Consider the following 12,773-nt stretch of genomic DNA (forward strand, 5'->3'; position numbering starts at 1 on the left):
GTGCTCTACCTCGACAACGCGGCGACGACGCCGGTGCGCCGCGAGGTGTTGGAGGCAATGCTGCCGTTCCTCACGACGCGCTTCGGCAATCCGTCCAGTCATCACACCGTCGGCGAATCGGCGGCGGACGCGCTCGCCGAAGCCCGCGCACGCGTCGCGCGGCACTTCGGCATGCGCACGAGCGACGTGATCTTCACCTCGGGCGGCACCGAGGCGAACAATCTCGCCATCAAAGGCATCGCGATCGCCGCCCACAAACGCGGCAAGAACCACATCGTGACGACCCCCATCGAGCACGAATCGATCCTCGAGTCGACCTCCTATCTCGAGCGGATCCACGGCTTCGCCGTCGACCGAGTGCCCGTCGACGGCGAGGGCCGGCTCTCGCCCGACGCGCTGCTCCCGGCTCTGCGCGACAGCACGGCGCTGGTCAGCGTCGGGTTCGCGAACAACGAGGTGGGGACGATTCAGGATGCCGCAGCCCTGGTCACCTGTGCCCACGAGCGCGGCGTTCCCGTGCATCTGGACGCCGTCCAAGCCGCCGGGTGGCTGAGGCTGGACGATACCGGCGCTGATGCCCTGTCGATCGCCGGCCATAAGCTCGGCGCGCCCAAGGGGATCGGGGTGCTCGCGATCCGCGGCCGCATCCCGCTCGAACCACTCCTGCACGGCGGGGGCCAAGAGCGCGGCCGCCGAAGCGGCACCGAGAATGTCGCCGGGGCCGTGGGTATCGCCACCGCCCTCGACGTCGCCGAAGCTGAACGCGAAGAGTCCGCCGCCCGCGTGGCGCTCCTGCGCGACGACCTGATCCGCCGGGTGCTCGCCACAGTGCCCACGGCGACCCTCACGGGCGACCCCACGTGGCGACTCCCGGGCACGGCAAGTTTCACTTTTGCGGGAACGAGCGGCGAAGCCGTGCTGCTCGAACTCGAACGACGCGGCGTGGTCTCGTCCAGCGGATCGGCGTGCGCGGCGGGCAGCGACGAGCCCTCTCACGTGCTCCTGGCGCTCGGAATCGCGCCCGAGGTCGCGCAGACCGCCGTGCGGGTCACGTTCTCTCACACCGCCACGGGCGGCATCGATGACCTCGCATCGGCGGTGGCGGCCTCCGTCGCGGCGGTAGCATCGGGCGGGTGACCACACCGCCCGAGCCCGCCATCACGGTGATCGTGCCCGGGTTCGAGGTTGCGGCGTTCGCGCAAGAGGCGCTCGACTCGCTCGTCGCCCAGACGCGCTCGGACTGGACCGCCGTGCTCGTCGACGACGGTTCGACCGATGGCACAGGCGAGATTTTTGCGGATGCCGCCGCCACCGACCCACGATTCATCGTGGTGCACCACCCCGTGCAGTCAGGGCTGAGCGCTGCACGCAACACCGGACTCGACCTCGTGCGGACGCCGTTCGTCGGTTTTCTCGATGCCGACGACGTCATGATGCCGACCGCACTCGCGCGGCTCGTCGGCACGCTCGAACGCACCGGCAGCGACCTGGTAGTCGGGGCGTACGTGCGACTGCGGCCGGACGGCGCGGGAGGATACTCCCCGGGCGTCGTGCAGCCGTGGGTGAGGGCAGCGACCGACCCGGCGCGCGAGGGCACCACGATCGACGCGCACCCCGACGCATCCGGCAACATCGTCGCCTGGTCGAAGGCGAGCCGCATCGATTTCTGGCGCCGCGAGAACGTGCGCTTTCCCGTGGGCAAGGCGTACGAAGACCAGCTCGTTGCTCAGCAGCTGTACACCCGCGCTCGTGCCTTCGACGTGATCCCCGATGTCGTCGTGCAGTGGCGCGAACGGGTAGACGGCACCTCGATCACCCAACGCAAAGACGCACTTCCGGTGCTGCACGACTACCTCGAGGCGCTCGCAGCCGGGATCGCGATTCTGGATGCCGCAGGCCACCACGCAGCGGTAGCAAGCCGAGTCCGACTCATTCTGGCGATGGACGTGCCGGCGCTCATCGCAATCGCCCGGGAACATCCTGATCCGGCCTATCGCCACGACCTTGCGACCTTCGTGCGCTCGCTTCAGGGGCGCGCGATCGCGAAACCCTCGCCTGAAGTGGCGCTCGCACTCGACTGGTAGCAGACCTACGCCTCGGGGATTTCGGCCTGCTCGACTTCAGGGCCTGACCACCCGGTGAGGCGAGTGGACGATCCGGGTGCGTGTGGCCCACCGTCCTCCGGCGCACGATCGGCGCGACGGTCGGGAAGCGCACCGGGTGAGTCGGATTCTTCGATCTGGAGCACCCTCGACGCAGCCATCTGTTCTGCCGCGAGCTCGGCGTAGAGCCCACCCTGCGCAAGAAGCTCTGAGTGGGTTCCCGATTCGACGATCTTTCCCGCCTCGATCACGTGGATCACATCGGCACCGATCACTGTCGAGAGCCGGTGAGCGATGGACAGGGTCGTGCGGCCGCGGGCGGCGTTATCCAGCGCCTCTTGCACGACACGTTCCGACACCGTGTCGAGCGCTGACGTCGCTTCGTCGAGGAGGAGCACGGGGGGGTCCTTCAGCAGAACGCGTGCGATCGCGATGCGCTGCTTCTCTCCGCCGGAGAGCCGGTACCCGCGTTCACCGACGACGGTGTCGTAGCCGTGCTCGAAGCTCATGATGATGTGGTGTATGTTCGCGGCTTTGCACGCCACGATCAGTTCCTCCTCGGTCGCGCCGGGCTTCGCGTACCGCAGGTTCTCGCCAATCGTGGCGTGGAACAGGTAGGTCTCTTGCGAGACGATCCCGACCTCGTCGATGATCGACTCCTGCGTGAGGCGGCGCACGTCCGCACCCGAGAACATGACCGACCCGTCGGATGCTTCGTACATCCGAGGGGTGAGGTACAGGACGGTGGTCTTCCCCGCACCGGAGGGACCGACAAAGGCGACGTGCTGCCCGGGTTCGGCGATGAACGAGATGCCCTGAAGCGTCGCGCGCGCGTCGGCCGCAGCATCCGGATACCGAAAGACAACGTTGCGGAACTCGATGCGTCCGGTGGGTCCTGGTGCCTCGCTGACAGAAATCGCATCGGGAGCGTCTTGAATAGCCGGCTTCAGATCGAGGTACTCGAAGATGCGCGCAAAAAGCGCGGTCGAGGTCTGCAGATCGAGGGCGACGCGCATAAGGCCCATGAGCGGCATGAGCAGGCGCGCTTGGACGGTGGTGAAGGCCACCACAGTGCCCGCCGTGATCGCGTCGGTGCCGCCGGTGATCAAGTAGCCCGAGACGAGGTAGATCACGGCGGGAACGCTCGCCATCAGCACCTGTACGACGGCAAAGAATCCTTGGCCGCTCATCGCCCGACGCACTTGAAGACGCACCTGGTTGAGGTTCTCGTCGGCGTATCGGGTGGATTCGGTGCGCTGGCGATTGAACGACTTCGACAGCAGGATTCCCGAAACGCTCAGCGTCTCTTGCGTGATCGCCGTGAGTTCAGACAGTGACTCTTGCGTCTCGCCCGCGATACGGGCGCGCACCTGGCCGACCCGGCGCTGCACGATCACCAGGATCGGCATCATGAAGATGGCAATGAGCGTCAGTCGCCAGTCGATGATGATCATCGCGACGAGCGAGGCGATCACCGTCACGACATTGCCCAGGATGCTGGTGACGGTGTTGGTGAGGACACCCGAGACACCGCCCACATCGTTCTGCAGACGGGATTGGATGACTCCGGTCTTGGTGCGCGTGAAGAACCCCAGCTCCATCGCCTGAAGGTGCTCGAACAGCTTCACCCTCAGGTCGCCGGTCACCTTGTTGCCGACCGTCGAGGTCAGCCAGGTCTGACCGACACCGAGCACTGCCGACACCAGGAATAGCGCGATCATGATGAGCACGAGTTGCCACAGCAGGGGAATATCGGGCGCCGAACCGTCGATCGGAAAAAGAGCGTCGTCGAAGATGCGCTGGACGATGAGCGGAGGAACCACCGCAATGGCCGCACCGACCATGACCAGTGCGCCCGTCGCGATGATGCGCCCACGGTAGGGCCGGAACAGGCTCAGCACGCGCGGTCCGAGGTCGGGGATCTTGGGCGCTGCGGCGTTCAACTTCTTTTGCGCCTCGATATCGACACCGCGGAATCCGCCGCCGCCCCCGCGTCCTCCGCCACCCATGCTCATATGCGCCAGCCTAGCCAGCGTCACGGACGCCGTGGCAGGGTTGAACCCATGACGTCCACACCAGCATCACCTGACCACGACGGTACCGACCTCGCTGCGCTCCGTAGCGAGATCGACGCGCTCAAGGCGATCCCCGAAGACGAACTACTGAGTCCTGTTCCGAGCTTCGCCGAAGACGATGAGCCGACGCCAGCGCCCACCGACGCCATCGGGTCAGAGCAGTGGGACACTCCGGCAGAGGACGAGTCGCTCGACCAGCAGTAGCACCTTTCGGCCAAACTTTTCCTGTCGATCGGGAATGCGGCGTCAGACCTCGCCGTTATCCTGGAAGCTTCCCTCGTGCGCGGCGCCTGTCGGTGCGCGCCCTGATGCGGAATCTCTGCCCCTCGGGCACCACACTTTCCGCCGATTCTGAGGAGCCGCTTCATGGCCGACACCGTCACCCGCCCCGGGACCGGCAATATTCCTACCGCCTCACCCGCGGTGCTCACTCCGCAGCAGAACCGGGTGATCTGGCTGCTGCTCGCCGCAGCCTTCGTCGCCATCCTGAACGAAACAACGATGGGCGTGGCGATCCCGCACCTCATCGACGACCTGTCGATCACTGCCGTCGCCGCGCAGTGGCTCACTACGGCGTTCATGCTGACGATGGCTGTGATCATCCCGATCACGGGCTTCCTCCTGCGCCGCTTCACGACGCGCACGATGTTCATCGCCGCAATGTCGTTGTTCTCTTTCGGGACGCTCATCGCCTTCCTCGCCCCGGGATTCCCTGTGCTGCTCGTCGCCCGTGTGGTGCAGGCATCCGGAACCGCGATCATGATGCCGCTGCTGATGACGACGCTCATGGTCGTCGTACCCGCACATGCCCGCGGACGAATGATGGGCCGCGTATCGATCGTCATGTCGCTCGCCCCCGCGATCGGGCCGACACTTTCCGGCGTGCTTCTCGACACCGTGGGCTGGCGCTGGATCTTCGGCATCGTGCTGCCGATCGCCCTGGTTGCTCTCTTCGTCGGTGCGCGCTGGATTCACAACATCGGTGAGACTTCGTATGCCCCGATCGACATTCCTTCGGTGATCCTCTCAGCCTTCGGCTTCGGTGGAATCGTTTACGGCCTGAGCCAGATAGGCGGAGCGGCCAGCCACGGCGGTGGAGCAGAGGCGGATGCCGCGGCCGGCGCCTCGACGAACGCTCTGATCATTTCACTGAGCGTGGGCGTTGTCGCGCTCGCCCTCTTCATCTGGCGCCAGGTCCGCCTTCAGCGCACCGACGACGCGCTCCTGGATCTGCGAGTCTTCCGCTCGACGAACTTCTCGCTCGCGATCGGACAGATGACGATCCTCTCGATGGCGTTCTTCGGCGCGATCACGGTGCTGCCGTTGTACATGCAGCGCGTACTCGAGCTCTCGCCGTTGACCACCGGGCTCGCCGTGCTGCCGGGCGCGCTCGCCATGGGTCTGCTCGGCCCGACGATCGGCCGCATCTACGATCGCTGGGGCACCCGCGTGCTCCTGATCCCCGGCTCGATCATCACGGTGGGCATGCTGTGGTTCTACAGCACGTTCGACGTGAGCACGCCGGTCTGGGTGATCGCGGTTGCACAGACTGTGACCTCGATCGGCCTGGCTATGTCGTTCACACCGCTGTTCACGGCATCGCTCGGATCGCTCGAGCGCAAGTTCTACTCCTACGGCTCGGCGGTTCTCGGCACGGTCCAGCAGGTCGCTGGCGCGGCCGGAGTGGCCATGCTGATTGCGGTGATGTCTTCGGTGCAAGCGGCTGCCGAAGCATCCGGCGTCGACGAACTGACGGCGGGCGCGCAGGGCGCTCAGGCGGCATTCACGCTCGCGGCGATCCTGTCACTGCCGCTGCTGGTGGGCGCATTCCTCATCCGCAAGCCCGCCGACCAGATCGGAGCGCCCGCGGTCGCGGCTCACTGACCCGTTCAACCCCGCGACCCGCCTAGCTACAGCGCGTCCAACTGCAGCGCGTTCAGCTGCAACCACTGCCGCCGCAGCACGAGCCCTGCGACGGGGCCACCGTGAGAAGGTTCTTGTCATCGGCGACCGGGGCAAGGGTCTCGGGCGTGGTGAGGGGCGAAGTAGTCATGACCCCATCGTAACGGCTCGTCATGAGCGGCCGCCGAGAACCACACCCGCGGTTTGGCATGTCGCGCAGTACTGCGCAGAACTACCGCCGAAGGCAACGTCACGAACGACGTCGGTGCACACCGGGCAGGCCTCACCGGAGCGACCGTGTACCCGCATCGACGCAACCTTGGCTGCTTTCAGCTGATCGATGGGGATGCCGCGGCGTGCGGCGACCGCGTCACGCACGGTGCCGGTGACCGCGCGATACAACGCTGTTCGCTCCTCAGCGGTCAGCGTCGCCGCGTGCACGACCGGAGAGAGCTTCGCGAGGTGCAGGATCTCGTCCGAGTACGCGTTTCCTATCCCGGCCAATGACTCTTGCTCCTGCAGAACAGCCTTCAGCTGCTTGCGTCGCCCCGCGAGCACAGCGTCGAGGTCTTCCTGCGAGAACGCGGAATCTGCGGGGTCGGGGCCGAGCTTGGCCACGGCCGGTACGTCTCGGGGGTCGTCGACGATCGACAGGCCGAGCGAGACCCAGGAACCGGCATCCGTGAACTCGATCGCCGACGAATCGTCGAACTCAATCACTGCCAGAGCGGGTGGAGCGTCTCCTGCGAGGGCTGGAACATCGTCAGGTGGGTCGCCGGGCTCGACCCAGCGAGCCCATCCGTGGCGGCCGAGCGCGACTCCCACATGCCTGCCGCCGAAAGACAGGTCGAGGTGTTTGCCGAATCGTTCGACGGCCGTGATCGTTGAGCCGATCATCTCGGCCGGCGTTGCATCGCGTGTCTTCACAACACGGAACTCCAGAACGTCGACGGCGGTGATGACGCGACCAACGGTCTGTTCACGCAGAAATTCGGCGAGCGCCTGTACTTCCGGAGACTCGGGCATGCCGTCATCCTCCCACTTGCCTCAGACAGGAGCAGGCCCACAGTCAGCCCCGCCTGTCAACCCCTCGACCCGGATTAACGCAAGCGGATAGTGTTGCACGGTTCCGACACCCTCGGATCGTACGACCTCCCGAAAAGAAAGACACCACATCATGGGCTTCCTTGGATTCCTTCTGCTCGGCCTCATCGCCGGTGCCATCGCAAAACTCATCCTCCCCGGCAAGCAGGGCGGCGGATGGCTCATCACTCTTCTGCTCGGCGTCGTAGGTGCGCTCCTCGGCGGATGGCTCGGCAGCGTGCTGTTCAACGCGCCCCTCGAAGAGTTCTTCTCGCTGCAGACGTGGGCGCTCGCCATCGGTGGTTCGATCGTCGTTCTGCTGATCTACGGCCTGCTGGTCGGCCGCAAGTCACGCGCCTGAGTCCACTCGCGCGAACCGCATCCCCGTCCAGCTCCGGCTGTGCGGGGATGCGGCGTTTCCGCTCGTCACGGTTCCGGCGCCGGAACCGTGCCGCACTCCCGCGCCGCCGTCAACCCCCTTCTCAGCGACGGGTGGATGACGGATGCTGGACCACATCAGACAAATGGAGGTCGAGCATGACCGGCGACAACGAAGAGATCGGCACCGACAGCGGCGCGGAGCCTGACACGGAAGAGCTGGAAGAGCCCAGCACCGAGAAATCAGTCGAAGAAGAGCCCGAGGCGAAAACCCCCGAGGAGTCCGAGCCCAGCCACGAGGCGGTGGGCATCGGAGTGGTCGGCCGGCCTCTCGTCGAGCCGGAAGGGCCGCCAGACGAAGGCTGACTCGTCAAGCAGCGTGCTCGCCGTTCGCGGAACGGGTGACACCGCACCCGTATCCTGAGAAGGCACCGTCGAGCCCTCGCACCTATCGAGACTCCCGACTTTGCGCGAAAGGTCCGTGTGAAGATCGCCCAACTCCGCCGGTTCGTCGCCCTTGTCGAGGCGGACGTGCACTTCCCGCGTGCAGCCGAGGCCCTCGGCATCCCGCTCGCCTCTCTTTATACCTCGATGGAGAAGCTCGAGGACGAAGTCGGGCACCCGCTCTTTTCCAATACGAAGGATGGGAAGGTCCTGACCCCGGCCGCCGTGCTCCTGCTCGAAGAAGCGCAGCGACAGATCGCTGCCGCACCTCCCCCCGCCGAGAAGCAGAAGGCGCCGGCAGGCGGCAAGGCCAAGGCGTCGAAGGGCAAGGGTCGCGCTCCTGCCGTGAAGGGTCAGCCGAAGCCGTTCAAGAAGCGCCAGGGCCGCTAGTACTCGCTCACCAGCCCGGTGTCGACGCGCCAGTGCCGATCGGTGCGCACGGTCTTCAGCATCCGTCGATCGTGCGTCACCAGGAGCAACGTCCCCTCGTAGGCCTCCAGTGCTTGCTCGAGCTGCTCGATGGCGGCCAGATCCAGGTGGTTCGTCGGCTCGTCCAGGACCAGCACGTTGACTCCGCGCGCTTGCAACAGCGCCAGCGCTGCGCGCGTGCGTTCGCCCGGTGAAAGCTCACCCACGGGCCGACCCACATGATCGGCCTTCAGCCCGAACTTCGCCAAGAGCGTGCGGACTTCTGCCGGTGCCAGCGACGGGACGAGGCCCTCGAACGCGGACGCGAGCGGCGTAGAGCCGACGAGCAGTGACCGAGCCTGGTCGATCTCGCCGATCTGCACATTCGCGCCGAGGCTCGCCGTGCCGTCGTCGGGTGGCTGCTTTCCCAGAAGTGCCCGCAGGAGAGTTGACTTGCCAGCTCCGTTCGGGCCGGTGATGCCAATCCGCTCCCCCGCGTTGACCTGAAGGGATACCGGACCCAGCGTGAACGAGCCTTGGCGAAAGACCGCCGAGCTCAGCGTCGAGACCACAGAGCTCGATCTCGGCGCCGACCCGATCGTGAACTCGAGCTGCCACTCCTTACGCGGCTCGTCGACCTCGTCGAGGCGCGCGATGCGGCTCTCCATCTGGCGCACCTTCTGCGCCTGCTTCTCGCTCGACTCCACCGACGCTTTGCGCCGGATCTTGTCGTTATCTGGTGCCTTCTTGATCGCGTTGCGCACGCCCTGGCTCGACCACTCACGCTGTGTGCGGGCCCGCGCGACGAGATCCGCCTTCTTCTCGGCGAACTCGTCGTACTTCTCGCGTGCGTGACGGCGGACGGTTGCGCGTTCTTCGAGATAGGCATCGTAGCCGCCGCCGAACACGCGGTTCGAGGATTGCGCGAGGTCGAGCTCGAGTACACGGGTCACAGAGCGCGCGAGGAACTCTCGATCATGGCTGACCAGCACGACTCCCCCGCGGATGCCGCGCACGAACGCCTCAAGACGTTCGAGGCCATCGAGGTCGAGGTCGTTGGTGGGCTCGTCGAGCAGAACGATGTCGAATCGGCTCAGAAGGAGAGCGGCGAGCCCTACGCGAGCCGCCTGCCCGCCCGAGAGGGATGTCATCACAGCCGTGTCTCCGACGTCGAGTCCCAGGTCGGCCAGTACGGCCGGGATCCGCTCATCGAGGTCGGCCGCGCCGCTCGCGAGCCAGCGCTCGAGCGCCGTTGAGTAGGCATCGGCGGGGTCGACGCCGGGTGCGGCAAGCGAGGGATCACCGAGGGTGGATGCTGCAGCATCCATCTCTCTCGTCGCCGCAGCGCACCCCGTTCGCCGGGCGATGTACTCAGCCACGATTTCACCCGGAACACGCCCGTGCTCTTGCGGAAGAAAGCCGACGAAGGCGTCGTTCGGTGCGAGGGAGAGAGACCCGGCCTGCGGCTCGTCGATTCCTGCAAGAATCCGCAGCAGCGTGGACTTTCCGGCGCCATTGGCCCCGACGACTCCCACCACATCACCGGGACCGACGGCTAGTTCGAGTTCATCGAACAGGGTGCGATGGCCGTACCCGCCGGCCAGGCCTTGCGCCACGAGTGTTGCGGTCATGGGTCAATCCTTGCACCAGGGACGGTGCGCGCGACTCCGGGAACGCCCTGACGCGGTACCGTCGAGGATGACCTCGAGCGCCGGCCCCACCCGCCGCATCGAGTTGACGATGCGTCGACCGTGGTTCGCGCTCTACTTCGGCGTCCGGCCCACACTCGTCATCAGCGGACGCGGCCAGCCCACGCAATGGGGTCGCGGCACATGGCAGGTCGCCGCTGATACTCCCGCTGAGATCAGCGTCTTCCTGTTCAACCGACTGTGGAAGTTCGGACAGGCAACCATCCGGCTCAAGCCGGATGATCCGCCGGTGCTGGAATATCGCGCGCCGGCGCTGCCTTTTCGGACCGGGCGTTTTCGCGGCGGCGTTTCCTGACTACGATCACGGGCATGGCCGACCATGTCGCAGACTCCGCCGCCGGGAATCTCTCAGCCGCGCGGCGCGCGACGCCCGAGGATGCGCCCATCGTCGCGCGCCTCCTGCACGACTTCAACACCGAGTTCGACGCTGCGTCGCCCGGGGTCGGGGTGCTCGCGCCGCGACTGCGGAAGTTGCTTGCGTCACCGACGACGTTCGCGCTGCTCGTCGGCGATCGCGCCGAGGGCGTCGCCCTCGTCACGCTGCGCACCAACGTCTGGTACCCCGGCCCGGTCGCGCTGCTGGACGAGCTCTACGTCACACCTGATCGGCGAGGGCAGGGGCTCGGTTCGGCGATGATCCTCCTGCTTCTCGACGAGTGCCGATCACTGGGCGTCTCCGCGATCGAGATCGGCGTGGACGCGCCGGATGTCGACGCCCAGCGCTTCTACGAGCGTCATGGATTTCAGGGAGTGGATCCCGACACCGGCGATCGCGCCTTCTGGTACTCGCTCGAATTGTGATGAGGGGGCGGATGCTGCATCCGTCCGCGTGCATCAATCCCAGTCGAGATACTCCTCGATGATGACCGCGGTCTCGATCGGGTGGGTGGCCGGAAAGTCATGACCGCCACCGGTGACCGTCTTGATGCTCGCGCGGGTGGGAGCCGTCGCCTGCAGCGCCTCGCCGTTCGCGGCGGGGGTCACGTCGTCCGCTGTTCCCTGAACGATGAGGACGGGGATCAACGGCGCGAGCGCGACGTCGGACTCTTCGACGCTCAAGAGCAGAAGGCCGTTGACGCGGTCGCTGTGGGATGCGGCGAAGACGCGCGCGGCAGTTCCCGCCGCTCCGTGACCGCCGATCCAGGTGTGGTCTAGACCCACGTGGTCGATGACCGCGAGCGCGTCTTCAGAACGGCCAGCCGCGTTCTGTGCACCGTCGCGCGAACCGATGCGCACGATGTGGAACCCGGCTTCCTCGGCGAGGTAGTGCGCGACGACCGCGAGATCGCCCGATTCGAGCGTGCTCTCGATGAGAAGAACGAGACCGACGGGGCCGTCGCCCTCGACGGCGTAGGGAATGGCGCGGCCCTCGGGCTCGAAGATCTGGATGTCAGTCACAGTCATCGATTCTCTCATCCACACGGGAATGACTTTGTTGGCCGACGTGATCTACGACGGTTGACCACACGGTCGACGCTGCCCTCGGCGGCAAGACCAAGGTGAGAAACCTCGCCCACCTATGTCAACGTCAACACAGTATGGAGCATTTTCATCGCCTGGCGAGTCCCGCGCTGCCTCCCACTCTCGTTGGCCACGGTTAGACGTTGAAGCGGAACTCCACCACGTCACCGTCGTGCATGACGTAGTCCTTGCCCTCCAGCCGAGCCTTGCCGCGGTGACGAGCTTCAAGAACGGAACCTGCGTCGATGAGGTCCTCGAACGAGATCACCTCGGCCTTGATGAAGCCCTTCTCGAAGTCGGTGTGGATGACACCGGCCGCCTGCGGGGCCTTCGAACCCTTGGCGATCGTCCAGGCCCGCGCCTCTTTCGGCCCCGCCGTGAGATAGGTCTGCAGGCCGAGCGTGTCGAAGCCGATCCGCGCAAGCTGGTCGATGCCCGACTCTTCCTGTCCGGTCGACGCGAGCAGTTCGGCAGCGTCGTCCGGGTCGAGGTCGATGAGTTCCGACTCGATCTTCGCGTCGAGGAACACCGCATGAGCGGGCGCAACCAGTGCTTCGAGTTCGGCCTTGGCTGCAGCATCCGTCAGAACAGCTTCGTCGACATTGAAGACGTAGATGTACGGCTTCGCCGTCATCAGCCCGTACTCGCGAATCGGCGCGAGATCCAGACCCGAATGCGAGAGCAGGATGCCGCGCTCGAGCGCGTCCTTCGCCGCGACTGCGGCCTCAAGGGTCGCGGGATCGGCGCGCTTGCCTTTGACGTCCTTCTCAAGACGCGGGATCGCCTTCTCGAGCGTCTGCAGGTCTGCGAGCATCAGCTCGGCGTTGATCGTCTCGAGATCGTTCTTCGGGTTCACGCCGCCCTCGACGTGAACGACATCATCGTCGGTGAAGCCGCGCACCACCTGAGCGATCGCGTCGGCCTCACGGATGTTGGCGAGGAATTGGTTTCCCAGCCCCTCACCCTCACTCGCGCCGCGGACGATGCCGGCGATGTCGACGAACGAGACCGTGGCGGGGAGGATTCGCTCGGAGTGGAAGACCTCCGCAAGCCTCGCCAGCCGCGGGTCGGGCAGACTCACGACGCCGACGTTCGGCTCGATCGTCGCGAACGGATAGTTCGCTGCGAGCACGTCGTTCTTGGTCAGTGCGTTGAACAGGGTGGACTTGCCGACGTTGGGCAGGCCGACGATGCCGATAGTGAGAGCCACG

At 66.0% G+C, this 12,773-nt stretch carries 14 protein-coding genes and 1 pseudogene; 10 read left to right on the forward strand and 5 right to left on the reverse strand.

Annotated elements, in window-relative coordinates:
• Both LG299_RS03880 and LG299_RS03885 read left to right on the forward strand, forming a co-directional pair.
• The gene (locus tag LG299_RS03880) at positions 1-1,137 is read left to right on the forward strand and encodes a cysteine desulfurase family protein (protein ID WP_404433657.1); all 1,137 of its coding nucleotides are present in this window, start codon (positions 1-3) and stop codon (positions 1,135-1,137) included.
• Entirely contained in the window at positions 1,134-2,084 is a 951-nt protein-coding gene (locus tag LG299_RS03885) for a glycosyltransferase family 2 protein (RefSeq protein ID WP_404433658.1), read from the forward strand. Before LG299_RS03880 ends, LG299_RS03885 begins: the two co-directional genes overlap by 4 nt.
• Positions 2,085-2,089: 5 nt before the next feature.
• On the opposite strand, the gene LG299_RS03890 is transcribed toward LG299_RS03885, so the two are convergent.
• Complete coding sequence (locus LG299_RS03890; RefSeq protein ID WP_404434791.1) at positions 2,090-4,111, reverse strand: ABC transporter ATP-binding protein; 2,022 nt, start codon at positions 4,109-4,111, stop codon at positions 2,090-2,092.
• 54 nt (positions 4,112-4,165) lie between these two features.
• Here LG299_RS03890 and LG299_RS03895 point away from each other — a divergent pair, with 54 nt between their 5' ends.
• Positions 4,166-4,381: a hypothetical protein gene (locus tag LG299_RS03895; protein ID WP_404433659.1), complete on the forward strand. Its 216-nt coding sequence runs from the start codon at positions 4,166-4,168 to the stop codon at positions 4,379-4,381.
• A 162-nt stretch (positions 4,382-4,543) separates the two neighbouring features.
• The gene (locus LG299_RS03900) at positions 4,544-6,061 is read left to right on the forward strand and encodes an MDR family MFS transporter (protein WP_404433660.1); all 1,518 of its coding nucleotides are present in this window, start codon (positions 4,544-4,546) and stop codon (positions 6,059-6,061) included.
• Positions 6,062-6,250: 189 nt separating this feature from the next.
• On the opposite strand, the gene LG299_RS03905 is transcribed toward LG299_RS03900, so the two are convergent.
• Entirely contained in the window at positions 6,251-7,105 is an 855-nt protein-coding gene (locus LG299_RS03905) for a DNA-formamidopyrimidine glycosylase family protein (RefSeq protein WP_404433661.1), read from the reverse strand.
• 151 nt (positions 7,106-7,256) lie between these two features.
• On the opposite strand from LG299_RS03905, the gene LG299_RS03910 reads away from it, so the two are divergent.
• The 3 genes from LG299_RS03910 to LG299_RS03920 all read left to right on the forward strand — a co-directional run bounded on the left by LG299_RS03910 (position 7,257) and on the right by LG299_RS03920 (position 8,374).
• Positions 7,257-7,523: a GlsB/YeaQ/YmgE family stress response membrane protein gene (locus LG299_RS03910; RefSeq protein ID WP_404433662.1), complete on the forward strand. Its 267-nt coding sequence runs from the start codon at positions 7,257-7,259 to the stop codon at positions 7,521-7,523.
• A 176-nt stretch (positions 7,524-7,699) separates the two neighbouring features.
• Complete coding sequence (locus tag LG299_RS03915) at positions 7,700-7,906, forward strand: hypothetical protein (RefSeq protein WP_404433663.1); 207 nt, start codon at positions 7,700-7,702, stop codon at positions 7,904-7,906.
• A 117-nt stretch (positions 7,907-8,023) separates the two neighbouring features.
• Positions 8,024-8,374 (forward strand): LysR family transcriptional regulator, encoded by a 351-nt coding sequence (locus LG299_RS03920; protein WP_404433664.1) that lies wholly within the window; start codon positions 8,024-8,026, stop codon positions 8,372-8,374.
• Here LG299_RS03920 and LG299_RS03925 read toward each other — a convergent pair.
• Positions 8,371-10,023 carry an ABC-F family ATP-binding cassette domain-containing protein gene (locus LG299_RS03925; RefSeq protein WP_404433665.1) on the reverse strand — a complete coding sequence of 551 codons (1,653 nt, stop codon included), beginning with the start codon at positions 10,021-10,023 and terminating at the stop codon, positions 8,371-8,373. The two genes, LG299_RS03920 and LG299_RS03925, sit on opposite strands and share 4 nt — an antisense overlap.
• Positions 10,024-10,090: 67 nt before the next feature.
• Here LG299_RS03925 and LG299_RS03930 point away from each other — a divergent pair, with 67 nt between their 5' ends.
• Together LG299_RS03930 and LG299_RS03935 are read left to right on the forward strand one after the other, a co-directional pair.
• Complete coding sequence (locus LG299_RS03930) at positions 10,091-10,396, forward strand: hypothetical protein (RefSeq protein WP_404433666.1); 306 nt, start codon at positions 10,091-10,093, stop codon at positions 10,394-10,396.
• A gap of 14 nt (positions 10,397-10,410) precedes the next feature.
• Complete coding sequence (locus tag LG299_RS03935; protein WP_404433667.1) at positions 10,411-10,902, forward strand: GNAT family N-acetyltransferase; 492 nt, start codon at positions 10,411-10,413, stop codon at positions 10,900-10,902.
• A 33-nt stretch (positions 10,903-10,935) separates the two neighbouring features.
• Here LG299_RS03935 and LG299_RS03940 read toward each other — a convergent pair whose 3' ends face one another.
• A complete protein-coding gene (locus LG299_RS03940) occupies positions 10,936-11,499 on the reverse strand; it encodes an alpha/beta fold hydrolase (protein WP_404433668.1) in 564 nt (187 codons plus the stop codon).
• 98 nt (positions 11,500-11,597) lie between these two features.
• Here LG299_RS03940 and LG299_RS03945 point away from each other — a divergent pair.
• Positions 11,598-11,702: pseudogene (locus LG299_RS03945) on the forward strand (hypothetical protein); the annotation flags it as partial.
• Here LG299_RS03945 and ychF read toward each other — a convergent pair.
• Positions 11,699-12,772 (reverse strand): redox-regulated ATPase YchF, encoded by a 1,074-nt coding sequence (gene ychF, locus LG299_RS03950; RefSeq protein ID WP_404433669.1) that lies wholly within the window; start codon positions 12,770-12,772, stop codon positions 11,699-11,701. The pseudogene LG299_RS03945 and the gene ychF sit on opposite strands and share 4 nt — an antisense overlap.
• Between the last annotated feature and the right edge of the window lies 1 nt (position 12,773).

The sequence above is a fragment of the Microbacterium lacus genome, assembly GCF_044794305.1.
Classification (GTDB): domain Bacteria; phylum Actinomycetota; class Actinomycetes; order Actinomycetales; family Microbacteriaceae; genus Microbacterium; species Microbacterium lacus_B.

Excerpts from the sequence above, each read along its gene's own strand:
- LG299_RS03890 (WP_404434791.1), bottom strand. The coding sequence starts at position 4,111 with ATGGGTGGCGGAGGACGCGGGGGCGGCGGCGGATTCCGCGGTGTCGAT.
- LG299_RS03895 (WP_404433659.1), top strand. The coding sequence starts at position 4,166 with ATGACGTCCACACCAGCATCACCTGACCACGACGGTACCGACCTCGCT.
- LG299_RS03900 (WP_404433660.1), top strand. The coding sequence starts at position 4,544 with ATGGCCGACACCGTCACCCGCCCCGGGACCGGCAATATTCCTACCGCC.
- LG299_RS03905 (WP_404433661.1), bottom strand. The coding sequence starts at position 7,105 with ATGCCCGAGTCTCCGGAAGTACAGGCGCTCGCCGAATTTCTGCGTGAA.
- LG299_RS03910 (WP_404433662.1), top strand. The coding sequence starts at position 7,257 with ATGGGCTTCCTTGGATTCCTTCTGCTCGGCCTCATCGCCGGTGCCATC.
- LG299_RS03915 (WP_404433663.1), top strand. The coding sequence starts at position 7,700 with ATGACCGGCGACAACGAAGAGATCGGCACCGACAGCGGCGCGGAGCCT.
- LG299_RS03925 (WP_404433665.1), bottom strand. The coding sequence starts at position 10,023 with ATGACCGCAACACTCGTGGCGCAAGGCCTGGCCGGCGGGTACGGCCAT.
- LG299_RS03930 (WP_404433666.1), top strand. The coding sequence starts at position 10,091 with ATGACCTCGAGCGCCGGCCCCACCCGCCGCATCGAGTTGACGATGCGT.
- LG299_RS03935 (WP_404433667.1), top strand. The coding sequence starts at position 10,411 with ATGGCCGACCATGTCGCAGACTCCGCCGCCGGGAATCTCTCAGCCGCG.